Raw genomic sequence first — 25,752 nt, forward strand, 5'->3', positions numbered from 1 at the left:
TGCAGGCTACTGCTTGGCTTTCATCATCTCGCAGACATGCTCGCAGGAGCACAGCGCCTTCTGAACGGAGCACCAGGACCTTTTGGCATAATAGATCGGAAGCTCCTGATCCTTCGCTTGCTGCTTAATGACCTTGGTCAGGTTATGGTTGATATAGTCGGTGAGCACCAGCACGGCATCAACTTTTTCGGGAATCCCTTTGCGAACCATCTGGCACTTGCGGCCGGACATATGCATTACATCATCAAAACCGATATTGGCAAGCTGCTCCGGCATATTGCCCAAATGATCGGCACCTACTACTAATATGGACGCCATTGGCTTGCCTCCTTTCCTTTGTATAGTACGTATATTGAGGAACTTATGTGATTCATGAATGGTATGAGCTCTAACGCTTCTCCGAACGGAAGCCGGTATACGAATACTCCCCGCGCATGCCCCAACAGTACATCCCGATAAGTATCAAAGACACAAGCAGCGCCGGCAGCAGCAGGCAAATAAATATCAGCACGAATGCATCTCCTCCTTACTCTTTTCTACAAGGAAAGATTACGTTGTGGCCGGAACGAAGGCCGTTTAGAATATGTAGGACTTCTTAGGCTATTTTTTAGCCAATGCCGTTGAGGCATTATGGCAGATAGTCTGTTTGTATCAGTTGATAATTGTTCTCACTGCCTATACCACAATGATAATGGTTCTCATTATCATTGTCAACATCTGCAGGGGGAAATTTCTCGACGATACAAAATCAGGGATTCCTGTAAGTCTGCTTTCCGGGCCTCTAGCCCAATTATGAAATCCAATCTCTCCTGTGGTAAAATAAGAAGCAGCAACCGATCCATCGGAGCCCCCTTGCAGAGAGCAAGGGGACTTTTTATATCATTCACAGAAAGGGTTGTTCCGGCATGAATCCAACTATTGACCTTCTTCGTAACCATCGCTCCATCCGCAAATATAAAGAAGCAGCCCTTCCCGAGGCACATACGGAAGCTATCATCTCCTCCGCCCAGATGGCCTCCACTTCCAGCAACGTGCAGGCGTACAGCATTATCGGGGTCACGGATCCCGCCCTGAAGAAGGAGCTTGCGCAGCTCGCCGGCAATCAGGCGTACGTCGAGCAGTGCGGACTTTTCCTCGTCTTTTGTGCCGATTTGCACAAGCTCAAGGGAGCGACTGAGCAGCACGGCCAAACGTTTCATCACAACACTGAGAGTTTTATCGTCGCAACCGTCGATGCCGCTCTGGCTGCACAGAACGCTGCCGTTGCCGCGGAATCGCTCGGCTACGGAATCTGCTACATCGGAGGCATCCGCAACAAGCCGCAGGAGGTCTGCGAGGCCCTTTCCCTGCCGGAGCTGGTCTATCCCGTGTTCGGCATGTGCGTAGGCGTTCCGGATCAGGAGCCTTCCTACCGTCCGCGTCTTCCGATGCAGGCCGTATATCACCAAAATGCTTATAACGCCGAACAAGTGGCGCAAGGCATTCAGCAGTACGACGATACCATGTACAAATACTACCAAGAGCGTACGAACGGCCAAACGCTGACGACCTGGTCCAAAGGGATTGCGGACAAATATGCGAAGCCGGGGCGGGCGCATATTATGCCGTTCCTTAAAGCAAGGGGCTACCGCTTCGAATAAGAAGCCTTATTGCAGTAAAAAGCAAGAGTCCGGAAGATCAGTCTCTCCGGCTCTTGCTTTTTTAGTGCGGTATTAGCCGGCAACGAAGCCCATTCTCGACTCCGGCTGCGTCGTATGCCAATGCTGGGTCTTCTCCTTGTTGAGCTCGGCCCTCATCCCCCGGATCAGCTCCTCGATCTTCACTTCCGGCTCGTAATGCTTCTCCAGCGCGGCCGAAACGTACAGCTCGTTCAGCTGGGCGAAGGTAAAGCCGTCCGTCAGACGCACGGCCTTCTCCGCCTCGTCTTCGCCAATCAGTGCCGATAGCTGCTTTTGCGCCAAATAACGCCTTCTCAGCGGCTCATCCGGCAGCTTGATTTCGTAAGCCCGGTCAAAGCGTCCCGCTCGGTTCATCAGGGCCGGATCGATGCGCTCGGGGTAATTGGTCGTTCCGATAAGAAAGATGCCTTCCTTGGAGGTAGCCCCATCCAATGTATTCAGGAAAAAGGACCGCGCCTGCTCCGGCATGGAATCGATATCCTCAATGACAAGCACCATCGGCGCCATCTTCACGGCCGATTCGAACGCTTCCTGAATCGTATAGCTGCATGTATGCTCCGTAATCTGCCAGTAGGTTACGGGAGCATTGACGCTCCCCGCTATGGATTTGACCAGAGTCGTCTTGCCGTTGCCGGGCCTGCCGTACAATAAAATTCCCCGTTTATAAGGAATCCGGTACGTTTGAAAAAACTGCCGGTCCTGCGCAAAAAACTGATCGATCGACCTGTAAATATCCTGCTTCAGCGATTCGCTCATGATCACCTCGTCCCGGCTCACGCTCCTGGTAATAGGCTCCCGATGCTGGTCCAGGCCGTTGCGGCTGTCTGTAAATACCGTCACATGCTTGCGGTCATTCTCCCTCTGCCTTTCGCGCATATAGCCAAGAAACCGGCCTAAGCAGTCATCGTTTACGGCGAATACATACTCCTCGCTAAAGCTCCCGTTTGGGCGGAATACGGGGATGCGGACCAAGGCAACCCCATAGGACGGATAGACGAATAGATTGTTGCGCGAGGCCGGAAAAATCCGGTAACCCGCGTTATCCCCAAGCTCTCCCTGGTAAGAGAACGCCTTGGATTCGACCCGGTCGTAAATGACAGCCGCATGCTCCACCTGCCCGCTTCCTTGACGAACGTCCTCGTCGAGCATATCCCATATCTCGTTGCCGTAATCATCCTGAACATACATCTGAAAAGCAGCCCCATACCGGGACTCCAGCTCCTGCTGGATGCGCTCGATTACGACCGCCGTATCAAAATATTGCGGGATTTCCTGCGGCTCGCTCGCCCTGATAGGGATGATGTAACATCCATGACTTTCGTTGACATGGGTACGGCGTCCAGCCTCCCGCAGCCGTTCCGAATAAAGGGCGGCCCCTTCAGGCCTGCTGCTTTTATTGCCTGGATTTATCATGGCTACACCCCTTTCACGGCGGCGAGCGGCTTGCATTTGGCGACAACAGAGGCCAATTCCGCCCCTACGACGCTGTCGATGATTTGGTCGACGTCCTTATAAGCTTGAGGCGACTCATCAATAATCGATTCCAGCATCCGCTGATTCACGACGATTTCATCATCGTGACCGACACGCAGCGAGGATTCGAACTGGTCCAGTGTCACCAGCCGCTTCGTCGCGCTGCGGGAACGGATGCGGCCAGCGCCGTGGCAGATGGAGTAATAATTGCGCTTGCCCTCCGGCCTGCCAACCATAATATAAGAGGCCGTCCCCATGGACCCCGGGATGAGTGCAGGATGTCCAGTCTCCCGGTACGGAGCCGGATTGTCGGGATGCTCGGGCGGAAGCGCCCGGGTTGCGCCTTTGCGATGGACGAAAAGCGAACGGCCATCGTGCTTCTCCTCCCAGGCATAGTTATGCATTAAATCATACAGCGTACTCATTTCAAATTTCGGGCCGAACACTTCCTTGCCAGCCTCTCGTATTCCGTACGCAATCAAATGTCGGTTCACCACCGCATAATTCAAGGCGGAGTACATCAGGTGGACATAGGCCTGCGCGCTTTCGCTCTCCAGCGGAGCAAACATCAGCTTCGGATTGGAAGTCCCGAGTCCGCTGCGGCGCATCGCTTTCAGCATTTCGCTGCTGCAGTATTGGTTGACGGCTCCGCCCCAAGCCCTGGACCCCGAATGGATCATGATGACCACCTGGCCGTCGGATAATCCCCACTGCTCCGCCACCTCGCGATGCTCCTCAGCGATCTCAATCGCCTGCACCTCGGCAAAATGGTTCCCGTTGCCCAGCGTTCCCAGCTGCCGGTGCGAGCGGTGCCATACCATCTCCGGCAGCCGCTCCAGATACGACTCGTCGAAGCCGAACTTGCCGCACTCGATCCGCTCAAGCGAGGTCGCCTTGCGCGGCGTGTAAGCGTCCGGCACGTATTTCTTCGGCAGGCCGAACAATCCCTTGCGGATGACGTGCTCAAGCCGAATATCGGAGAAATGCCCGCGCGACTGCTCTTCGACCGGCAGATGCCGTTCAATCGCTTTGACCAGCTTGCGGCGCAGCTTCACATCGCGAAGCTCGTCGCGATGCAGGTTGGTCAAATGCAGGCGCATCCCGCAGCCGATATCGCTGCCGACAATCGACGGGGATACATACCCGTTCCTCGTATCCCATATCGCCGTGGTTCCGATGCAGGTGCCAACGCCAACATGTACATCCGGCGTATAGCTCATATACATCGTGTTCGGAATTTGCAAATTGTTATTCGCCATATCGAATACTTTGTAATCCAGTCCGGCGAACAGCTGCTCCCCGGCATACACATGCAAATGTCCCGCAGGGAGCTGTACTTGCCTGTAAAATGAATCTGTTTGTTGATTGGTTCCCATGATTTATTTATCCTTTCTCTCTTTGCGTTCTTGAAAATGAAAATGATACAATCCTTTTTTTTGAAACAACAAAAAAACCGCAGGCTCCACCAATGCCTACGGTTCATTATTCATTCGCGCATATGCGGTTGTACCTTTGCCGAAGCCATCCGGTCACACTTCATGTGCCGGATTAGGCCGGAAATATCCGCTTGCAGCAGGCCCGTAGAGGCCAATGGAATCCATTGAATTATTCGGTTGTATGTGCAATCTCAGTCTGTTCAGTCGGATCATGATCATTGGCCTCCTTTCACATTCAAGATACGGTTATGATAAACGCCGCAGGTAAACTTTGTCAACCTTTAGATAAAAAATATTTATTGATTATATTAATTCTTTCTATTGATTTTTCGTATCGGTCCTTCGATGCATTAAATACGGGTAGAGCAGAATAAGCCCCGCTATATACAAGGCAGCGGCAAAATAAGCAGGCAGCAAGTGGATAAAATCGGTATATCCGATAGCCCAATGAACGCTAAAGCCGGCCAAAAATCCCGGAAACCCTCCGATCAAGAACGTCCACCACAGCCAACGGCGTCCTTGGCTTACTCCCCACAGCGCGGCAGCCAACAGCGCAATCGCGTCGGAGAACAAAGCTCCCCCGAAGCCTGCCCGGTCATGGGCGATCAAGGGGATCAACCGGTCGTTAATTTCATTCAGCATCGCCGGGGTCGCGCATAAATATTGTAAATCCTCGGGGACAAACACCCGGGTGATCCCTATCCAAGATATGACTCCCCCTCCGATGGCCAACGAGAAGCCGAGCATGACCATCATGAGCTGTCCCCATTGCGCTCTCTTCCATAAGCGGTCGTTGTAAAGATTGGGCGGTTCAACGGAAGGGTTATCCGCTCTGCCTCTCATGGACAGAATGAACATGGGCAGCAGCACCGCCCCGGCCAGAGCATGCAGAGGATCGAAATAACCGTAGCCCAAATAAAGAAAAAAGCTGCTGAACCCGACGATACATGACGTCATCAGTGCCGTCTTGACCCAATGAAGCCCTTGACGCAGGCCGTAATAAGCAAACTGAAAATACAAGATGCCGATGGAGATCATCGTGCCTGCCAAGGTCACCCTGTCATGAGACATAAAGCGAAGCAGCAGCGGATTCATTTGCCGGATCGTCAGCGTGTCCATGCCCAAGAACTGGACGTCATAGGGCAGCATGACCGTGCTGGCCGCTATGAGCCAGGCCAAGATTCCCCCAACGATCATTCCGGCACCTAACAGGCACATCCAGCCCCAGTTATACCAGAAGGACGGTTCGGCGCTTTCCGTTAGATCCTTATGCGCCTTATTACAGGACCGTTCATAGATGACGGCCTCATTAATGCGTTTGGGAAGCCCTGGCCCGGCATATACAAGACCGCTATGAAGCTGTACATAACGGGCGCCGGCCTGCATCAAATCCAAGGCGTCCTGCGGCTCATGAACGCCGCCGCTCGCCACGATGGGGATATCGTCGCCGCAAAGCTTCCGTATCAGACGGATTTTATGGAGACCCGGCTCTTTTCCCGCCCGGCCTACGACGGCGCCCTCTTCCGTCATTTGCCTTTCACCGATCACGAAGCCCGCCCAATGCTCCATTCGTACTCGCTTCAGCAGCTCAGCCAGCCGCTCCAGCGGATAATCGAGCGGAATATACAGCAGCATCGGCCTGGACCCGCTGCCGCCTCGCCCGGCTCCTCCCGCCTCGGCTTGAGCCATCGCTTCAAGATGATGTACCGTTTCTTCTATCGTCCACCGCTCATCCAGAGAATCCACATAAAATGCGGCCGCATAGGGCCGCAGAGCGTCCATGAGCTGCCTCTGCTCCTGGAGCGCTTCCTTCCATTCCCGTCCCCTCCTGCTGCTCGTTCTGATCATAAGCGGCAGCGAATGCCCCTGCTTATGCTTCAGCCGCCGAACGGTATCCTCCAGCCCGGCATTGACGGGATCAGGCGGGTAAATAATCGCTTCCTTCTCGTTATTCCGCTCAATCGGCCGATCGCTCTCTACAGGCTCCAGTGTTACCGGACCTATCTCGATAAAGCCGATACCGAATTGAGCGATCGCTTTATGGGCGACACCACGAGGGTCCAAGCTGCCGGACAATCCGACAGGATATGTTATACGCACTCCTGCCAGCTTGCTTTCGAGCATAGGTGCTGGCTCCATATGACCCAGGGTGCGAATGACGAGACTGCCGCCGGGAAGACGGCTCAACGCTCCCATGGCATTCAGGGTAAAATCACGCGCGATCCGGGAAGGCAGACGGAACAGTGCGGGGCGGAATAATGTTTGATAGGACCAATCCGGCATCTAAAACACTCCAAACGATCACCATGACCTGTTATTATTCAGTACATATTCCACCATTTGCCGGAAGATTCCTCTTCGGACGTTCCGCCTTTTCCCCAACCCTTGGTTTTTCTTATTGAGCTCATGCCGATATCTATCAGCTCACCCCGTTCCTATCCGCTGATAAAATGACCAGCCCTGCCCTCTTCGACCTCGGACCTTACCGTCCGCTTCAGCCAGCCGTTGGCAATGAACAGCAGCATAGCATAGGCGAGCAGCAGCCCGGCGGCACCCCAGGCCATATAGCCCAAGGCCCTGTTCCCCTGATTGTCCACACCGATTGCGACTAACGCCCATACCGTAACCAGCATATAAAACGGATCCTTGCGGAGAAATCCGATCAACAAACTGAGCAGTGAAACGATGAGAATCATCAGCACCGTCCAGAAGGTTTCCGGCCATCCGAAGCCGTCCCAGCCGTTTGCATAGAATACAACGGCCGTGTTCACTATAGCGGCTGCAGTAACCCATCCGAAATAGAGGCTGAAGGGAACTTGAACCCACCAGCGGACAGCCTGATCCTCCGACCAGCCGTGAGGGCGGGTATTGGCATAGATAACGGCCAGGGATAGAAGAAGCCCCAGCATAGCAAACAAGGAGGAAGTGATGTTAAGACTTTGCCACAGCAGAAGCCAGGCAATGTTGAAAATACAGGTTACGCCGAACCACGGTCCGATGGAACGAAGCTCATGACGCCCTCGCTTGGACGGTAAAAATTGCACGATTATGAAGCCAATCAGCAGCGCATAAATAAGCCCCCAAATAGCAAACGCATACGGGGCCGGCGTGATTTGGACGGGAAACATCGCGGATATTTCCCCCGTCGTCATTCCTTTGACCGGCTCTGTTTCAGCAAACCGGTTCACTGCCAGCACCGCGAACAAAGCCGCCACATTGTACCAGCGAAGCAAGATCTCGAACATCGAACATTTCCTCCTTATATGTTCCGGATTTAAATTAGAAAGCGCTGTCAAATCTTGCTCTATAGGACTAGCTGCCTATTACCATGTGTATGAGGCTTTGTTGGAGAACATGCCAGAGGCCAAAAACAACAAAGCCCCCGGCGACGAAGAATAAATCTCCATGCCAGAGGCTTGCTCATTATGGCTTTCGCTTTATTAAGCTGGGCTTTTATTAGCTTAGCTGGACTCAGACAGCAACAAGGACATGTCGAACAAAGGCTCCTTTTTTCACCTCGCAGCGGTCGATAATGCGGAAGCCTGCTTGTTCCACAGGCTCATCAATAACCTCTGTAGCAATAATCACCGCTCTGTCGGCCAGCCTTCGCGCGCTTTGCAGCATCTCCAGCTGCTCCTCTGCCGGGAGAACCGAGCATAGGTTGTAAGGCAAATCGAGGACAAGCGCATCGTAGTGTCCCGGTACCGTTCGAATATCATCAATCGCCACCACATCCGGAAAACCGAAATGCGCCAAATTCAATCGGGCTCCTTTTACGGCAAGCGGGTTCAAATCCCGGCCGATCATATTTATCCCCATAGATATAGCTTCAATTAGCACCGTACCAATTCCGCAGCAAGGGTCGATAGCCCGTATTCCTTCCGGATAAGGAACGGCAATATTAGCAATCGCGCGCGCTACACGCGTGCTTAAAGCGGTTGAATAGTTCTGCGGCTTTTGGTTGTGCCGGAGCCATAGTGCCTCATTCTTGGCGCAGGGGCCGAACACCCACTGGTCTCCGGTATAAGCTATGCCGAAGATTCGTTCAGGCTTACGCATCTCGGCCCGGCCGCGAATATGAGAGCCGATCCGTCTTTCTACAGCCCGCCGGGCGTCATAATCCAGCGCGTCTGCCGCTTCGACGAAGACCACCTTGAACGTCTCCCCGTTCAGTTGAATGGCTTCAACTCCTCGCGCAATTTCATCCAGGCTGCCGCCTTGGATATGTATCTCCACGCGCTGCTTGATAAACGGGCTCCGGCTGGCATCAATACCACGCTCGCTTACTATAAATCCGTCGTGCTCCGGGTTGTTCCCGAATAAAGCTCGAAGCTCCAGCAAGCACAGAGGCACCTCGTCCTCATGACAAACGTACGTATATAAGTACGATTTCAACTTCTGTTCCGCATTCTCCATAGCACTTAAGTCCCGCCCTTATTGATGAAAGTACCTAGATTGTCTCATGACCTTCCGCTTCTGTCCAATGTATTACAAAATCCGGCTGCGAGCTGCCTGACACGTTAGAGTCCCCTTGAATATCAAACGTACTCCAGAACAGAGGCCAGCCAAAAGAAAAAGCCGCATAGCCCAAGCTGGCTATACGGCAGAGGATTAGAACCCTGTAGTTTTGAGGAAATAAGGTAAACTGAAGTTGCCTTGCTTATTTTTTCGCCAAATATTTGCGGATATCGAAAGCGACGGCCGCAACAATGATCAACCCTTTAATAATCAGCTGCCAATACGGGCTGACGCCGATAAAAGTAAGGCCATAGTTGATAACCCCGAAGATCAAAACTCCGACCAATACCCCGGGCACCGTGCCGATCCCGCCCGCTGTCGATACTCCACCGACCACGCAAGCCGCTATGGCATCGAGCTCATACATGTTACCGTAGTTATTCGTCGCGCCGCCGGTTCTTGCCGCTTCCAATACCCCGCCCAGACCGTAGAGAGCGCCGGCAAAGGCATAAATGTAGAGCAGGTTCCGTTTCACATTGATCCCTGATACTGTGGCAGCCTGAATGTTGCCGCCGATAGCGTACATATTTTTGCCGAGCCGCGTCTTGTTAAACACGACCCAGACGATTAAGGCCACGATAATGGCGATAATGACGATATAAGGAATGGAATAAGAGCCGCCTGAACCGAAAAAACCTGTCCCGATATTCGTAAAATCTTTGCGCAGACCGGCAATCGGCTGCGATTCGTTGGGCTTCAAATCGAAGTAGATCGAGTTAGCCCCGTACACGATGACCATCGTTCCCAGAGTGGCGATAAACGGCGGAACGCTAAGCCTGGAGACGATCCAGCCGTTAAGCAGGCCGACTATAAGGCCGGCGAGAATCCCTATAACGATAGGAGCCCATAACGGCAAGTCCGGCATATCCGGAAAAAACCGGCGCGGATAATCCGACATTTGCAGCATGGAGGCGGACAGCACAGCGGTTAAGCCTACGACACGGCCAGCCGAAAGGTCGGTGCCTCCGGTAATCAGAATAAACGCCATGCCGAGAGCAATAATGGCTCTGGTTGAATTTTGCAGCAAAATATCGCGCAATATATCTATGGACAGGAACCTGGGGTCGGATATCGCAATCCCGATAACGAGAACGATCAGGACCATGTAGATCGCGTTCTGCGTTACAAAGTTGCCTATTTTGTTTGTGTTCATTGTTGATCCTCCTAAGAGTTTCGCGTTAGCGAAACTTTCTTCGTAAGCGTTGCTTAGTTTTCGTGAGAAAACTTACTTCGTAAGCGTTACTGAGTTTTGCGTTAGCGAAACTTTCTTCGTAAGCGTTGCCGAGTTTTCGTGAGAAAACTTACTTCGTAGGCGTTACTGAGTTTTGCGCAAGCAAAACTTTCTTCGTAAGCGTTGCTTAGTTTTCGTGGGAAAACTTACTTCGCAATCCTTACACCATATATTTAGTTGCCAGCCGCATAATCTCTTCTTCCGTAGCATCCTTGCCCTCGACAATTCCGGAGAGCCTGCCCTCACACATGACCATAATGCGGTCGGACATACCGAGCAGCTCAGGCATTTCCGAAGAGATCATAATAATGCTTTTGCCCTGTTTAGCCAGGTCGGCAATAATGGAATAAATCTCGAATTTCGCCCCGACGTCAATGCCGCGGGTCGGTTCGTCGAGCAGCAAAATATCGGGCTCAGTCAACAGCCAGCGGGCCAGCAGAACCTTCTGCTGATTGCCTCCGGACAAGTTTTTGATCAAGGTTTTGATCGAAGGCGTTTTCACACGCAGCTGCTCTACGCTTTTGCCGACCTCCTCCTTGATCCTCCGCTCGTTCAGCAGATGGAAAGGATTCAGGTACCGGTCCAAATTGGCTATCGCGGTATTTTCCTGAATAGAGAGCACCGGGAAAATGCCGGTAACCCGCCGTTCTTCCGTTAACAGCGCGATCTTATGCTTCTTGGCATCGAGCGGCGACTTGAATTTGACCGGCTTGCCGCGCAGCGTGATAGTTCCCGAGGACACGGCCCTTAGTCCGAACAAAGCCTCGATAAGCTCGGTTCGCTGCGCCCCGACCAGACCGCCCAAGCCCAGCACCTCTCCCTTACGAAGCTCGAAGGACACGTTGCTGAACGACTTGGCAACCGGAGAGGTGAGTCCCTCTACCTTGAGCAGCACATCGCCTGGAACATTCGTCCGTTCAGGGAATCGCTGGCTCAGATCCCGGCCAACCATCCTCGTAATGATCCGATCCGTTGTCAGCTCGCCCGCAGGCCAAGTGCCGATGAGCTTGCCGTCCCGCATAATCGTCACCTCATCCGAGATCCGGAGAATCTCCTCCATTTTGTGCGAAATATAAATGATGGCGACACCGCGGCTTTTCAGTTGATCAATGATTTTAAACAGCGCCTCGACTTCATTCCCCGTCAAGGAGGATGTCGGCTCATCCATGATGATGACCTTCGACTGATACGAAACCGCTTTAGCAATTTCTAGCGATTGGAGCTTCGATACGGACATGGAGCCCGCAAGTGCAGCCGGATTGATATCCATTTCCAAATCCTTGAACAGCTGCTGCGTATCCTTGTACATCTTTTTATGATCCACCAATTGGAAAGGCCCCAGACCTTTTACGGGAAAACGCCCGAGCCATATATTCTCCATCACATTGCGCTGCGGAATAGGGTGAAGCTCCTGATGAATCATGGACACGCCATGGTCCAACGCATTCTTGGAGCTGTTCAATTCCACCTTATTGCCGTTCAAATAAATCTCGCCCCCATCGGGCTTATAGATGCCGAATAAGCATTTCATCAGCGTCGATTTTCCGGCGCCGTTTTCTCCCATTAATGCATGAACCGTGCCCGGACGTACTTTGAGCGTTACATTGTCCAGCGCCTTGACGCCGGGAAATTCCTTGGAGATGCCGTTCATTTCAAGCAAAAATTCATGTTCCGTCATGGTAATGCCCCCTTCGAAAAAAGAGAAGGCAAGGGTACAACGAAAGCAGCCATTGCCCCTTGCCCAATACTACGTACCGGCTTTCTGCCGAGCCATTCGTGTGTAAAACGTGGCATTCCGATAAGGTTTCCCCTCCGGCTGCTGTTACCGGTAATTCCTTGCCACCGCCTATCGGCACATATCTGTCATCGCTCGATTTGCAAGCCTCTAAATCATTTATTTGGCGTCATTCATGTTTTCTTTCGTAATTTTTTTGTATGGAACCCATACGTATTTGCCGTCCGTAATTTCATAGCCTGTGTTCTCTTTATTAGGCGTTTGGCCCTGTGCGAGGACGTTGGCCAGATTGAAGGTCGCTTTGCCCTGGTTCTTGGCATCGTTCAGCACCGTTCCGAGAAGGGTGCCTTCTTCAAGCGCTTTCAATGCAGGCGCCGTTGCATCCACGCCTACTACCGGCATGTATTTGTTGTCTTTGAAATAGCCTTTGGCCTTCAAGGCCTCGATGGCTCCCAGCGCCATGTCATCGTTGTTTGCGAACACGGCTTCGATCTTATCGCCATGGGAAGCCAGGAACGCGGCCATTTTCTCCTGCCCTTTCACGCGGTCCCACATCGCCGTATCTTCCGCAAGCTTCTCCACCTTGATTCCTGCGTCTTCGACGGCTTTGATAGAGAACTTGGTGCGAAGCTCCGCGTCCTGATGGCCCGGCTCACCTTTGAGCATGACGTATTGAAGCACGCCGTCTTTATTCTTGTCCGCCTCCGGATGGGCTTTGAAATAATCGACGACCAGCTGGCCTTCCATCGTGCCGGATTGCTCCGCCTTGGCTCCGACGTAATACACCTTATCCCATTTTTTCATGTCGTCCGCCAGAGGCTCGCGGTTGAAGAATACGACTGGCGTATTGGCTGCCTTCGCTTTATCGATAATAACGCCCGCTCCCGTGCGGTCGACCGGATTGATAGCCAACGCGTTAACCTTCTTTGTAATAAATAAGTCCACTTTATCGTTTTGCGTAGGCTGCGAGTTTTGACTGTCCACAATATCGGTCTGAGCTTTACCTTCCGCGTTCGCGGAAATCGCATTGCGCACGCCGGTCATGAACGTATCATCGAATTTGTAGATCGCAACGCCGATAACCGGTTTCTTGGCGGCGCCGCCTGTCTCTGTCTTTGCGCCTCCGCCCGGTGCCGCCGTATTCCCCCCGCCTCCGCTCGCACAGCCGGCCGCTGTCGTCACTAATGCCGCTGCGAGCAGCGCTGACATAACCTTTTTCATATCCATGACCTCCGTTTGGTTAAAGATTTCCTCTCTCTTGCTTTCTCATTATCGTTTATGTTGAGTCAAATGCACATGCAAAATTCTCATCTGTTCTATTAAAATTCTCATGTGTTTTTTCGGTAGTCCGTTGTTCTGAACATGAAATAAGCCAAGTCAACCCGCTGCCGCGGTTAGCTGACTTGGCTTACTGCTTCTGATTTCTGTTAGTTAGAATGATTCAGGTGAAGGAGGCGTACTAGCTTTTCCCGATTTGAATACTTTGCCCATTCTTAGCTTGGTATTCTCAATCATTTCGTATACAACCGGCACGACGAGCAGGGTGAGCAGCGTCGAAGTGGTCAAGCCGCCGATCACGACTACGGCGAGGCCCTTGGAAATAATCGTTCCCTTGGACAGCCCCAGAGCCAGGGGCATTAATGCAATGATCGTGGCCCCTGCGGTCATAATAATCGGGCGAAGCCGAGTCTGCCCCGCTTCAAGCAGCGCATCGCGGACCGTATAGCCGGACTCCCGGAGCTGCTGCACCCGGTCGATGAGAACAATCGCATTGGTAACTACAACCCCGATCAGCATCAGAAAGCCGATTAAGGAAGTAAGATTCAAGGATTCACCTGTGACCAGCAGGCCCAGCAAGCCTCCGATAGCCGCCAGCGGAAGCGAAAAGAGGATCGCGAACGGAGCGCTCGCATTGCCAAAAGCAAGAACCATGACCAGATAAACAATGAAGACAGACGCTCCCATCGCAACAAACATATTGCTGAACTCTTTATCAATATCTTGAGCCGCACCGGTCACTTCGGTATGAACCCCGTCCGGCAGCTTAAGAGTTTGCAGCTCCTGGGAAGCTCTGGCGCTGACACCGCCCTTGTCCTTGGAATCGATCTTGGCGGTCACTCTCACAAATTGTTCCTGCATATCGCGCGGAATGGAGGCTGGGCCATCGATTTGACGGATCTTTGCTACCTCGTTCAGCTTAATCGTCTGACCAGCCGGTGATTGGATCAAGAGGCTCCCGATTTTATCCACCGAATTTTTAAAGCTCGGGTCAACCATGATTTTGGTCGAGAATAGCGTATTATCGAACTTCAAGTCGCCGATTTTCTGCTCCGCTACCCATGGCTGCAGGGACTCAATAATTTGGGAAGAGGACAGGCCGTATAGACGGGCTTTATTCTGATCTACAGCAATCTCTACTTCCTTCTTCGTCTCGCTCAGGCTGTCTTCCACATCCCGGAATTCAGGAATTTCGTTCATCTTGGCCTTCACAAGCTCAGCGGCCTTAATGAGTGAATCCACATCATCCCCTCTAAGCACATAGGAGAAATCAATCCCGCTGCCGCCGCCGCCCCCTCCAATACTGACAACGCTGCCTCTCACCTCGGAACCCTTGGGAAGCATCTCCGTAATGTTCCTTTTCATATCGTCAACCAGCTTCTTGGCGTCCGTTCCCTTGGTTGCCGCTGCACTGAATTTACTTCTATAGGCCACGCGCTCGCTTCCGCCTCCTAATCCGACATACGATTGCACGTAGTCAAAGGCCGGATCGCCTGCAGCGTTCTTGGTATCGCGCATCATAGCTTCGATTTGCTTCACTACTAAATCGTTAGAATCCATGGAGGTATCCCGGGGCATCTCGATGGATATCGAGATCTGCTTATCCGAGTTGCTGCTCGGCATGAATTCAAAGGCCAGGAAGGGAACCGTTCCTGCTATTGCTGCAGCAAACACAAGAAAGGCGAGCAGCATGCTCTTCTTGCGGTTGTTAAGCGACCATTTCAACACCTTCAAATAGCTTGCGGACACTTTACTGGTTTGATGCTCATCATGATGCTTTAAACGTTTGGAACGCAGCACCATCAATTTCGCCAGCATAGGAATGACTGTAACAGCCACTAACAGGGAAGATAGCAGTGCCGCGGAAAGCGTAATAGCGAATGGACGGAACAAGTCTCCAAGCTCCCCGCCGACAAAGGCAATCGGAGCAAATACCCCCACCGTTGTAAGAGTGGAAGACGTGATAGCGGAAGCCACCTGTGCCGTCGCCGTCTTGATGACCGATTCTCCCCGCTCCTGACTTTTTACCAGCTCACTATAAATATTCTCTATGACAACGATGCTATCATCCACCACGCGCCCGACGGCAATCGCCATTCCGCCTAGTGTCATAATATTGAGTGTAATGTTCAGAGGGGCCATAATGAGCAGAGTGATCAGGATCGATAACGGGATGGAAACCAGAACGATCACTGTCATACGGACGTTTTTGAGGAAAATAAGAATCATAATGGAGGCCAGAATCGCGCCAAGCGCCCCTTCTTTAACCATTCCATGGATTGATTCCTTCACAATGTCCGCATTTTTCTCGATCGACTTGAAGGCAACGCTCGGATAATCCTTCTCCCACTTAGCTATCAATGCATCGGCATGATCGGAAAATTCCACTGAATTGATCCCGTTAGTCTTGTAGAGGATCACTCCAATAGCCGGCTGATTGTTCAGCCGCGAGATGAACTTGGACTCTGTTATCGCCTCGACCTTGGCTATCTGCTTGAGGAGCAGCGTTCCTCCCCCCGGCGTGTTGATTTTTATATTTTCCAGGCTGTAAATGGTATTAATATCGCTTTTTACACGAACCATCTGGTTATCGCCGCCCATATCGATTTCCCCTATAGGGCTCGTTCGAAGGGCCGACTGGATGCCTTGAGCCACTTCAGCAGGCATGAGCCCGTAGCTCAGAATGGCGTTGCCGTCCAGCTTAAGCTTTAACACAGCCTCCTGGTTACCGATAGAATCGATATGGTCGACCCCTTTGATCGTATTAAAGCCGGGCAGAAAAACATCCTTGTATAATTTATCCAGCTCCTGCTGGTTCATATTGCCCACTCCATATACCGCCAAAGAATATTCCGGTATGGAGGCCATACCGTAGGTCATCACCTTCGGCTTCTCCGCTCCCTGGGGAAGCTTCACATTCGCAATCAGCGCTTCAACATCCACCTTGGCTTTATCGGTGTCTTGCCCGTGCTCCAATTGTATTTCTATGGACGAGAAGTTATCGCTGGAATTAGACTGCAAGCTCTTAATTCCTTTCAGGCCTGCGACCGCCTTCTCCAGCGGCTTCGTTATTTGTTCCACAATATCCTTGGGAGGTGCCTGATATTGCGTCTGAATAAATACGTAGGGAATCGATACCTCCGGATAAAGTTCTGCCTTCAATTGGGTAGCGGCATAGGTCCCCACGCCAAACAGCAGCACGATAATGATGATGACTGCCGATATATTTTTCATAGAAAACCGGGTTAATGCGTTCATCTCTCTACTCCTTCATACTTATGGTTACAGACTTAGACGATAACTTCCCGGAAACCCCTTCAAAATCGTGGCATTTTTTGTAAAAACCCAACTTAAAGTGTACGATGAAATACCCTCGAGCAAGGCGGGGCCCCTTAATCTATTCTATAACGCCTCTATAAAGCTAAAATAACCCCACAAAGTGGGGCCTTGGCTTCGAAGCTGATTCAGGTACTTTGCGGGGAGCCCCGAAATTTATAAACCCTATAATAGCAAAAAAAGGAGCCTCCTCTCACGGCTCCCCCGGCAAATCGTAATTACCATTCATATCATTTTACAAAAGGAAACAAGAGCTTCTGGTTATCCGACCAAAACATATTTTCCTGGTCGATCACCTTCGTGCCGGTATCCTTGAATTCGGGTATTTTTTTGCCGTCCAGCGCATCCACGGCGTATTTTACACCAAGATAGCCCATGCTGAACGGGTTTTGAATGATCGTCGCCTGAATGACCCCCTCCTGCAAATACTCGATATCCTCTGGGGTACTATCGAAGGTCACTATCTTAACTTTCCCTGCCAGGCCGGTTTTGTCCGTCTCCGCGGCTACGTGGATCGATGCGGCGGCATCCAGCGCAACAATACCGTCAATGGAGCCGGGTTCGCTTAACAGGCGGGCAGTCAGCTCATCGCACCGCTTTACGTCCATGGAGCAGTCCAGCTTTGTATTCGTCTGGATTCCCGGATACTGGGCGATGGCTGCAAGCAGCCCCTGCTCTCTCTGCACGGCATTTCTTCCGCCCTGTCCAAAGCTGATGACCGCAATTCGTCCGCTCTCCCCCGTCAGCTGAATCAGCTTCTTGCCTGCCTGCTGTCCGGCATCATAGTTCTTTATTCCAATAAAGCTGCGCACCTTGGGGGAATTGACCTCGGAATCTATCGCGATCACAGGGATTCTTGCACCCGCGACCCGGTCTACGGTCTCTCCCAGTGCATCATAGTCGTTGGCCGCCAGCACCAGCGCATCCATGCCTTCCTTGACAGCCTGATCGATCAGCGCAATCTGGCCGTTCACATCGCCTTCGAATTCCGGACCCGTTACCTTCAAATTAACGCTGAATTCCTTGGCGGCAGCCTCCGCCCCCATTTTGACTGTGTTCCAATAATCGCCGGACTCCTTCTTCATTATCAGCGTGACATTCCTTGCCGTCCCGGTCGTTCCCGTATCCCTTGTATCTGTACAGGAGCTCATCAAAGGCAGCAGGCACAACAGGAGCGCCAGCCAAGCGTAACGGAATCGGATCATAGCTCCTTGTCGCCCCCTTCCTGCCGCAGCAGCGGCAGCCAGACCTGGACGGTCGTCCCTTCCTCCAGCGCGCTTTCCACATGAAGCCCGTACTCATCCCCGAACGTCAGCTTGATCCGCTGCTGTACATTACGAACTCCCACACCGGAGCCCTCCTCCGACCGGACCTGGCCTTGCAGCAGCGGCTCCAGCTTCTCCGGCGGGATCCCCAGCCCATTGTCCCGAACCTCGAACAGCAGCTTTCCTTCCCTGATCGAAGCCGAAATGTGTATATGTCCCTCATCGACCATATACTCGATTCCGTGATAGATGGCATTCTCGACGAGCGGCTGAAGCAGCAGCTTCAGGCTTTGGCAGGGCAGCGCCTGCTCTTCCGCCGTAATTTCAAAATCAAATTTATTTTTATAGCGGATTTTTTGGATAATCAGGTAATTGCGGATATGCTCCAGCTCTTCCTGAACGGTAATAATGGTTTTCCCCCGGCTAAGACTGATGCGGAAAAACTTCGATAACGAAGTAATCATCGTAATGACGTCCTCGCTCTTGCCGCTGCCCGCCATCCGTACGACGGAATTCAGCGTATTGTATAAAAAGTGGGGATTGATCTGCGACTGCAGCACCTCAAGCTCGCTCTTGCGCTTCGATTCCTGCTCCCGAATGTTCTGATCCATCAGCTGGCGAATTTGCGTCACCATCAGATTGAACCTCCGCGACAGCCTCCCGACCTCATCGTTGCCGGTGATGGGAATATGGATGTTGAAGTCCCCCTGCTCCACCCTGCGCATCGATTTGTCCAGCCGCTTGATCGGCTGCGAAATTTTGGCCGACATGAAGGCCGAGATCAGCACGACGAACAAAATGACAAAGAGCAACAGCCAGAAGATAAAGGTGCCGATCTCCTTTTTGGTAGCGACAATCTCATCCATATAAGAGACGCCGATGATTTTCCAGCCGATATTGTTCACGGTCTTGATCGTAATGAGCCGCTTCTCCCCGTTCGACTCGTCCAGATAGCTGCCGTAGGTATACTTGAGAGCCTGCTCCACGTTCTCATACTTCAAGCCTATGAAGATAAGCTGCTGCTGCGGATGGTAAATGATATTGCCTGCGGACTCGTCGATTATGTAGACATAGCCCTTCTTGCCCAGGTTCACTCTGCGGAACAGCTCATCCATCGTTTTAAAATTGACGTCGATCAGCAGCACGGCATTGACCGGCGCATTATTGCGCGTAATCGTGATCCCTTTGCTCATGGACACCACCCATTTGTACTGCCCTTTGTAAAGATTTTGGATGTGGGGCAGTGAGAAGGAAAGGTGATTCGGGCTTTCCAATGCGGACAGGAACCAGCTCTGCTCGGTCAGCTTCGTATTCTTCCTCATCTCCGCCGCCGGCAGCCCGGTTATCAGCTCCCCCGACTCCGTAAATAAGGCCATCGATACGATATCTTCACGGGTTTCAAAAATGGTCGTCATCTGCTCCAGCAGCGGGCCGTTCGGAATCGCCGGGCTAGTCCGTATTTTTTGATCGACGAGCTCGAACACTTCCGTCATCCCTTTCAGGTAAACATCCAGGTTGTAATTGATCTGCTCGACGATTTGCTGGTTGCTGAGAAACGTATTTTGCTCCGCGGTGCGCGCAAATTTGTTGTATACAAGGACGCTCACAATAATCATGACCGTGATGGTGATTAACGTAAAGGAGGCGGTGATAATAAACTGGATGCTTCGCGTCCTCCACATATCCGCCAATGCGCGGTACCGCTTCCGAATCGGCTTCATAGCGGGAACACCCCCGATCTATATCTCTCTGGAGCTGCTTTTGTATTCTTTCGGAGAAACGCCGACATGCTTCCGAAAGGAGAAGCTGAAGTAGTTAGGCTCGGCGTAGCCTACCCTCTCGGCGATTTCAAACGTTTTCAAATCGGTTGTACGCAGCAGCTCCTTGGCCGCTTCCATCCGAATATGCATCAGATAATTGACGAAGGTCATTTTCGTTTCTTTTTTGAAAATCCCGCTAAAATAGCCTGCGCTAATATGCAGATGACTGCACACCTTATGAATCGAAATATCGCTGTCCTGATAATGCGCCAGTGTATATTCCTTGGCCTTATCGACCAGAGACTTGTAGGAGGACTGCCGTTCGCTGACGATGCTCGTCATGATTCGCGTGCATAATCCCAGAATCCACTGCTTCGCCTCCTGCGGGTTCGTCATTTTATGAATATCGGCAAAAGGGTTAAAGGCGCTCCCGAGGATCGAATCCAGATCGGCGTTCGAATCCTTCGCCGCCTTCAAAATAGCGGTCAGCAGTTCAAGCAAATAGATCTGGTAATCCTGAAACGAGACCGGCGTATCGGCAATGCCGTAAAACAGCTCGTCCACAAGCTCCTTCATCTCCTGCTGGGTGCCTACCTTGATGCAGCGGATCAGCGAATGCTCCTTCAGCTCGTCGAACCGCAGCTTCTCTACCTGTCTAGTCTCGACATCATCAATGCATATGATCCGGTTATTGCCGAGAACAACCCGGTAATCCAGAGCTAGAACCGCATCGCTGTAGGAATAGCTGACATCCGTAATATCGGATACAACGGTGCCTACTCCGATAGTGACGGTCAGCTTCAAATATTTTTCGATGCTTTGGCGTATTTCTTCCAGGGCGGGGAGAGTCCGCTTCATGACGGCTTCTTTATCCGTCTCCTCCTTGGACGTGCTCAGCAGCACCAGATTGCCGTTGTGGAGGAATACGATGCCTGCCTGATGCTTCGACACTATTTCCTCGGAAATATTTAATATGGCAAACAATTTGAGCTCGTTATCCTTGGAATACTTCAATGACTGGGAGGCCGCTCTTGCTTCGTCTCCCTGCATCTCCGGATTATCCATGCTGAGGACGGATACCAGGAATACGTCCCCTTGCAGAGCGACATGGTAGTTTAACGCCTTCTCTTCGATTTCCCCCTTGGGCAGCTTGCGGTGAATGAGCGAGCCAAGGAACACTTCCCTTAGGACCGGCAGACTTTGCCGGTAATGCTCCTGCAGAGTCTGTACATTCTTCTTGCGGGCGGTTTCTTCGTCGATGAGCTGCCTTATTTTGACCAGCGCCTGGATAAGCTCCTGGGCCGAAAACGGCTTAAGCACATATTCGTCAATATGCATTTTGACCGCTTTTTGCGCATATTCGAATTCATCGTAGCCGGTCAGAATAATAATTTTCGTCGTCGGATATTTGCTGCGGATCCATTCGGAGAGCTGCATGCCGTCCATGAAGGGCATACGGATATCCGTGACGACGACATCCGGCGTCCATCTCTCAATCTGCTCCATGGCTTCTTTGCCGTTTTCCGCCGTATCCGCCACTTCAAAGCCGTACCGGGCCCAGTCAATTTCCCGAACAATACTCTCCCTGACTTCCTGTTCATCCTCCGCCAATATCAGCTTGTACATATATGCTTTCTCTCGCCTCCGGGTGGCTTATTGTAATCCTTTGCAATTCCGTTAGAAGTTGGTGATAATAATGTAACAAAGTTTGATTTCGTTTGAAAGTCTCTGCAGGCCGCATCGGCAGCCTATAGGCCGCGGCTTACAGCATTCTTCATTTCAAAAGGAGGTCCGCCGAAACTGTGGCTCCAGCAATGAAACAAGGACGGCTCATTGCCGCTATTGTCTTCCTCGGTTTGTTCGCGGTATCGTTAGGGGCTTATCTCTATCTGCAGCGCGGTACACCCGCCAGTCCCCAGGCTTTGATGGTTCAGCAGGTTCATATGGATGATGGAAAGCTTCAGCTTACCGGAACTACCAGCCACAGCGCGGCAGGGTTCAGCGGCTATTCCTACAAGAGATCCGGCGGCGATATGTATGTGAAGCTTCGCTATAGTATACTGAGCTCTTCCGGTGACTTTTCCATTACGATCCCTGCCGGTCAGGAGGCTGTCCGCAATGTCTACTTGCAAGGGAGCTCTCCCGACGATCTGCGCTTACTATGGAGTCAATGAGAAGGAGCTCGGAAGCTTATACACTCTATTGGGGCAAAAAAACGGGGTGCGGAAGAAGCAAATTCTTCTCTCGCATCCCGTTTCGTGTTCATATGATCAGGATCAGCGGCCCGAGCCGGTTGTATCCTTGGCTGCGGTGACATTTTTCAATACGTTAATCATGAAAATAACGACTCCGATAGAGGTCAGGGTTCCTCCGACTGCGATGACGGGCTCCGTATTGGCCGCTCCGCTAACCAGCACGAAAAGGCCGATCATCATGATGGGGAGGCCGATATTATGAAGCCAAAAATGAATTTTGCCAAGCGCCGATTCCGCGCTTTTCGGAAATACGTGGTACACAAAGCCGGACAAAGCTAGCGACACCCAACCAAGCAAATTAATGTGGGCATGCACGGATGCAAAATCAAACCTGTGCGATATGGACATGTACATCCCCAAGATAATCCCCACAACAAAATAAATCGAAGCGATCTTAATGAGCTTTACTCCCACGCTTCATTCCCCTCTCCATCATCGGATACTTTATCCTTATAAGGAGAGGAAACGTTTTATGACCGCCGCACTTTCATTTTTTCTTAAGCGCGTCCGCTTTTTTCATAACTGCGTCTATTTCCTTCTGCGCCTTCTCCAGATCCTTGAACATCTTCTGCATTTTCTTGTTCTCCATCATAAACTTGAGGCCCTGCTTGAAAGTGTTATTCATGGCTGTACACCCTTTCCTTGTATTCGTCCCTTTATCTTATGGACAAACAACAAGAAAGGCTTCCGCATGCGCCGAGCGGATCAGCAATTTTCAAATTGCTTGAAGGCTGCCGCCTGCCCGGCATAGCGTCCCGACGCGTCCCTCAGGTTCCATACAACCGCTTCTTTAATATAAAATCTGCGTCCCGTGCTGGAGATCCGGATCCCGGTGTAGTTGTCTATGTACCCCTTCTCGGCCACCGCTTGGAGAAACCGGTCGCGCTCCGACCGTTCCATGGCCTCCGCCGTATAACGGGATGGCGTCCGCGTGAACGTCTCCCAGTCCATCTCCCACAGCGTTAAGGCGGCTCGGTTGCCAAAATTCAGCACGGGATCGGCTTCCGTCCCATGGGATAAAATGACGGTTGGCGAATCAAACAGCTGCTCCGCCAAGCTCCGACTGTCGTTCGTTTCGATTAAATCTTTGCCCAGCAGCTGACGATAGCTGTTCAGAATAAGAGACGCATGCTCCTCTCCCGCTCCAATACCTCGGGTAGGTCTTTGAATGTGATTCATAGGTTCCTCCTGATTTATTAATAATGGCTAAGCTTCTTACTAAGAATCGGCTGTTTTTAGACGCAGCACGTAAGCGCCGACTTCAAGCGCTCCGGCTGGATCTGCAATGGCTTGCGAGGGCCTGCCTTCCTTACAATTCCTTCCATGGACAGCTCGTTTAGCAGCTGCGTTACCGTCTCACGTATGCTGCCCATCATGCTTGCTAATTCCTGATGCGTCAACGATACGTCCAGCTGCATCCAGCCATGCTGCCTATCCGGGTCCTCCGGTTCGATTCCAAACTTATGCAGCAGCTTATCGAGCAAATAAAGCAGCCTTTTGCGAACGCTGCCGTAAGCCATCTGCTCCAACAGCTCCTCCACTTCCTTCAGGCGCTCGGATACGATTTCAATAAATCGAAGAGCGAGCTGGGGCCTCTCTCTTACGACTTGATTGAATTGCTCTTTATCCATAGTACAGATGACGGAATCCTCCAAGGTCTGCGCGAACAGATGGGGCGAGCCAGTCGTAAAGGCCCCGGCTTCTCCGAATAGATGTCCGGTTCCCAGGATATCCATCGTAAGCTCTTTGCCGCTGTCCGATAGCCTATAGAGCCTGACGGTCCCCGATTTAATGAGGAACAGCCTCTTCTGCTCCATGAGCGGAGATAGGATGACGGTTCCCTTCTTTATCTTATTCAATGGTGCCGCAGGCTCCAGAAGCTCCAGCTCCCCCCTATCCAAGCCGCTCAGCCAGTGAATTCTCGATAAATATTTCACCTTGTCCAATCCTGTTCCCTCCCTTTTCGGCTTTGCTGTAGTCTGGACTACTGATTATTAGCATTGTACAAATTATGATTTTATGCAAGAGCTTCAGGACCAAATTAGTCCCGTATTGTGTTGTGGGCCATGTAATGTGATAAAAAAGGAGAGTGAGTCCTGTGCACCAGGCTGTCGTCATGATTCAAATCGTTTTGGCAAGTATGTTTGTACTATCCTCCGTCATAAAATTCGTCCGAACCGCCTCCATGGTCAGACATTGGCGCGAATACCGTTATCCCATGTGGCTGATGAGCGTCATCGGCATGGCGGAGCTGCTGGGAGCAGTGAGCATGCTCGCTGCTCTATGGATTCCGGGTATCGCCAAGTATGCTGCCGCCCTGTTCATCATCTTGATGCTTGGCGCTGTTCATGCTCATCTGATACGGGCAAAACATAAACCGATCATGGCACTGAACGCACTGCTGATGCTGGCGCTATCGGTTATCCTGCTAGGAATCGGTTAGATTGCGGTGCCGTTTTATGCTTTTGTTCCATTCGCGCGATAATCCTTCTCTCACCAATCGCGACCGCCTGTCCGAAAAATAATTTTAAACAATCCGCCAGATAAGGTATACTTCTACTATAGCCAATTTTGTCATGGGGGTAGAAGAAATGAGTCAACAAGAAAATATCGGCGGATTGGGCCGTCATTACTTGCAAGCGGAATCATACGGCGTCGCCGCGTTTTGTTTTTACCGTGCCATTCTGGAGGACCGGGCGAACGGTAATGCTTGGAATGGCCTGATCCTGGCTCTCAGCCTCATGCGAAAGGAACACGACGCGCAAACGATGCTGGCGCGCTACGCGCTGCATCATGAAATTCTGGAATTCGACCGCGATTTGATTACGTTCGCGATGATGCTGTGGCAGCAAAATCCGGGAGCCATGGGTGAATGGATCCTGCTGATCTCCCAAATGAAGGGTGTCAGCCCGTCTGATCAAGAGCTGTTCACCCAAATGGGCGAGGACTTGAAGAAAGCGCATGAAGAGCTGGTAAGCAAGCATGGTCTGGAAACGCTTCAAGAGCAAGGCATGCTGAACCTTGGAGAATATGCCGCACGCCGGATCGAGCTCGACTGGATTCTTGAGGAATCGATCGATAAGATCTATGAGCATATCCAAACCTGGCTCGATGACCCGGAAGCGGTTCTGACAGGGGTAAGGCTGCTCTGTATGCTGCCGGATCCGCGAAGCGAGAAGCTGCTCCGCAGGGTATGCCGCAACGAGGAAATCGACGGCAAGGTAAGAACCCACGCCCTGCTTGCCCTTCGCTGGCTCGGAGTGCGCGGCAATGCCAAACTAAACAAATTTGACGAATCGTTCGTCATCAATCTGGACAACCCGGAGCCGGAATTAACGGTCTCCGTGCCTGCGGCGTTCAAGCCTGCGCTTAATCGGATGAAGCTGTGGATGGCCAAGGAGCAGGGCGTCATTACCGAATTCGAGTACGAAAGCCATGCATCGAATGATGAGGCGGAGCTGCCGGAGTTGCTGGCGGCCAAGCTGGAGAAGGCCGACATCCCGAGCGTCCTTCAGGAAGTCGCGCATGCGCTGATTCGTGCAGCCTATGACAAATACTACCCTCTTGTTCCGGGAGTTAAAGGAGCACGCCAATGGAGCGCCGCGCTGTTGATGCTCATCAAGGAATATGTGGAGGCAAACGGGGAAGCCTGGCCATACGGCGAGCCGGAGCAGGATGAAACTGCTATTCGCCACCGCAACTGGCTTATCAGCGGCAGCCCGAATTACGTCGATACGATGAAAATATAGGATATGCCAAAGAGGACAGCCTTGCCGGCTGTCCTCA

At 51.9% G+C, this 25,752-nt stretch carries 22 protein-coding genes; 4 read left to right on the top strand and 18 right to left on the bottom strand.

All coding sequences use genetic code 11. The annotated features are described in order from the left end of the window. Positions 1–6: 6 nt before the first annotated feature. Positions 7–318: a DUF2325 domain-containing protein gene (locus ABEA66_RS08290; protein ID WP_079912165.1), complete on the bottom strand. Its 312-nt coding sequence runs from the start codon at positions 316–318 to the stop codon at positions 7–9. A gap of 70 nt (positions 319–388) precedes the next feature. Then, positions 389–511: a hypothetical protein gene (locus ABEA66_RS08295; protein ID WP_256865430.1), complete on the bottom strand. Its 123-nt coding sequence runs from the start codon at positions 509–511 to the stop codon at positions 389–391. Between the two features lie 394 nt (positions 512–905). On the opposite strand from ABEA66_RS08295, the gene nfsA reads away from it, so the two are divergent. Continuing rightward, positions 906–1,640, top strand: a complete 735-nt coding sequence (nfsA, locus tag ABEA66_RS08300) for an oxygen-insensitive NADPH nitroreductase (RefSeq protein ID WP_079912164.1) — start codon at positions 906–908, stop codon at positions 1,638–1,640. Positions 1,641–1,712: 72 nt separating this feature from the next. On the opposite strand, the gene ABEA66_RS08305 is transcribed toward nfsA, so the two are convergent. The 12 genes from ABEA66_RS08305 to ABEA66_RS08360 all read right to left on the bottom strand — a co-directional run bounded on the left by ABEA66_RS08305 (position 1,713) and on the right by ABEA66_RS08360 (position 21,337). Continuing rightward, positions 1,713–3,092, bottom strand: coding sequence for an ATP-binding protein (locus ABEA66_RS08305; RefSeq protein WP_345587187.1), 1,380 nt, complete (start codon positions 3,090–3,092; stop codon positions 1,713–1,715). A gap of 2 nt (positions 3,093–3,094) precedes the next feature. After that, complete coding sequence (locus tag ABEA66_RS08310; protein WP_345587188.1) at positions 3,095–4,528, bottom strand: RtcB family protein; 1,434 nt, start codon at positions 4,526–4,528, stop codon at positions 3,095–3,097. A gap of 378 nt (positions 4,529–4,906) precedes the next feature. Then, positions 4,907–6,871: a beta/alpha barrel domain-containing protein gene (locus ABEA66_RS08315; protein WP_345587189.1), complete on the bottom strand. Its 1,965-nt coding sequence runs from the start codon at positions 6,869–6,871 to the stop codon at positions 4,907–4,909. Between the two features lie 152 nt (positions 6,872–7,023). Then, complete coding sequence (locus ABEA66_RS08320; protein WP_345587190.1) at positions 7,024–7,833, bottom strand: hypothetical protein; 810 nt, start codon at positions 7,831–7,833, stop codon at positions 7,024–7,026. A gap of 226 nt (positions 7,834–8,059) precedes the next feature. Then, complete coding sequence (locus tag ABEA66_RS08325; protein WP_345587191.1) at positions 8,060–9,004, bottom strand: TRM11 family SAM-dependent methyltransferase; 945 nt, start codon at positions 9,002–9,004, stop codon at positions 8,060–8,062. A 244-nt stretch (positions 9,005–9,248) separates the two neighbouring features. Then, positions 9,249–10,259 (bottom strand): galactose/methyl galactoside ABC transporter permease MglC, encoded by a 1,011-nt coding sequence (mglC, locus tag ABEA66_RS08330; protein WP_079912158.1) that lies wholly within the window; start codon positions 10,257–10,259, stop codon positions 9,249–9,251. Between the two features lie 238 nt (positions 10,260–10,497). Continuing rightward, positions 10,498–12,015: a sugar ABC transporter ATP-binding protein gene (locus ABEA66_RS08335; RefSeq protein ID WP_345587192.1), complete on the bottom strand. Its 1,518-nt coding sequence runs from the start codon at positions 12,013–12,015 to the stop codon at positions 10,498–10,500. Between the two features lie 216 nt (positions 12,016–12,231). After that, complete coding sequence (locus ABEA66_RS08340) at positions 12,232–13,293, bottom strand: galactose ABC transporter substrate-binding protein (RefSeq protein ID WP_079912156.1); 1,062 nt, start codon at positions 13,291–13,293, stop codon at positions 12,232–12,234. A gap of 210 nt (positions 13,294–13,503) precedes the next feature. Beyond that, entirely contained in the window at positions 13,504–16,608 is a 3,105-nt protein-coding gene (locus ABEA66_RS08345; protein WP_345587193.1) for an efflux RND transporter permease subunit, read from the bottom strand. A 308-nt stretch (positions 16,609–16,916) separates the two neighbouring features. Then, a complete protein-coding gene (locus ABEA66_RS08350; protein WP_345587194.1) occupies positions 16,917–17,891 on the bottom strand; it encodes a substrate-binding domain-containing protein in 975 nt (324 codons plus the stop codon). After that, positions 17,888–19,672 (bottom strand): sensor histidine kinase, encoded by a 1,785-nt coding sequence (locus ABEA66_RS08355; RefSeq protein WP_345587195.1) that lies wholly within the window; start codon positions 19,670–19,672, stop codon positions 17,888–17,890. The genes ABEA66_RS08350 and ABEA66_RS08355 overlap by 4 nt, the downstream gene beginning before the upstream one ends. A gap of 18 nt (positions 19,673–19,690) precedes the next feature. Further along, positions 19,691–21,337, bottom strand: a complete 1,647-nt coding sequence (locus tag ABEA66_RS08360) for a response regulator (RefSeq protein WP_192703802.1) — start codon at positions 21,335–21,337, stop codon at positions 19,691–19,693. A 176-nt stretch (positions 21,338–21,513) separates the two neighbouring features. On the opposite strand from ABEA66_RS08360, the gene ABEA66_RS08365 reads away from it, so the two are divergent. Continuing rightward, positions 21,514–21,885, top strand: coding sequence for a hypothetical protein (locus ABEA66_RS08365; RefSeq protein WP_079912152.1), 372 nt, complete (start codon positions 21,514–21,516; stop codon positions 21,883–21,885). 102 nt (positions 21,886–21,987) lie between these two features. On the opposite strand, the gene ABEA66_RS08370 is transcribed toward ABEA66_RS08365, so the two are convergent. The 4 genes from ABEA66_RS08370 to ABEA66_RS08385 all read right to left on the bottom strand — a co-directional run bounded on the left by ABEA66_RS08370 (position 21,988) and on the right by ABEA66_RS08385 (position 23,912). Continuing rightward, on the bottom strand, positions 21,988–22,380 hold the full coding sequence (locus ABEA66_RS08370) for a cytochrome-c oxidase (RefSeq protein WP_079912151.1): 393 nt from the start codon (positions 22,378–22,380) through the stop codon (positions 21,988–21,990). Between the two features lie 73 nt (positions 22,381–22,453). After that, positions 22,454–22,591: a hypothetical protein gene (locus ABEA66_RS08375; protein WP_179136104.1), complete on the bottom strand. Its 138-nt coding sequence runs from the start codon at positions 22,589–22,591 to the stop codon at positions 22,454–22,456. Between the two features lie 80 nt (positions 22,592–22,671). Further along, positions 22,672–23,145 (bottom strand): MEKHLA domain-containing protein, encoded by a 474-nt coding sequence (locus ABEA66_RS08380; RefSeq protein ID WP_345587196.1) that lies wholly within the window; start codon positions 23,143–23,145, stop codon positions 22,672–22,674. 56 nt (positions 23,146–23,201) lie between these two features. Beyond that, complete coding sequence (locus ABEA66_RS08385) at positions 23,202–23,912, bottom strand: Crp/Fnr family transcriptional regulator (RefSeq protein WP_345587197.1); 711 nt, start codon at positions 23,910–23,912, stop codon at positions 23,202–23,204. 143 nt (positions 23,913–24,055) lie between these two features. Here ABEA66_RS08385 and ABEA66_RS08390 point away from each other — a divergent pair, with 143 nt between their 5' ends. Both ABEA66_RS08390 and ABEA66_RS08395 read left to right on the top strand, forming a co-directional pair. Then, entirely contained in the window at positions 24,056–24,409 is a 354-nt protein-coding gene (locus tag ABEA66_RS08390) for a DoxX family protein (protein ID WP_345587198.1), read from the top strand. Between the two features lie 148 nt (positions 24,410–24,557). Further along, a complete protein-coding gene (locus ABEA66_RS08395) occupies positions 24,558–25,715 on the top strand; it encodes a HEAT repeat domain-containing protein (RefSeq protein ID WP_345587199.1) in 1,158 nt (385 codons plus the stop codon). The last annotated feature ends 37 nt before the right edge of the window (positions 25,716–25,752 follow it).

The sequence above is a fragment of the Paenibacillus vulneris genome (assembly GCF_039543185.1).
Classification (GTDB): Bacteria; Bacillota; Bacilli; order Paenibacillales; family NBRC-103111; genus Paenibacillus_S; species Paenibacillus_S vulneris.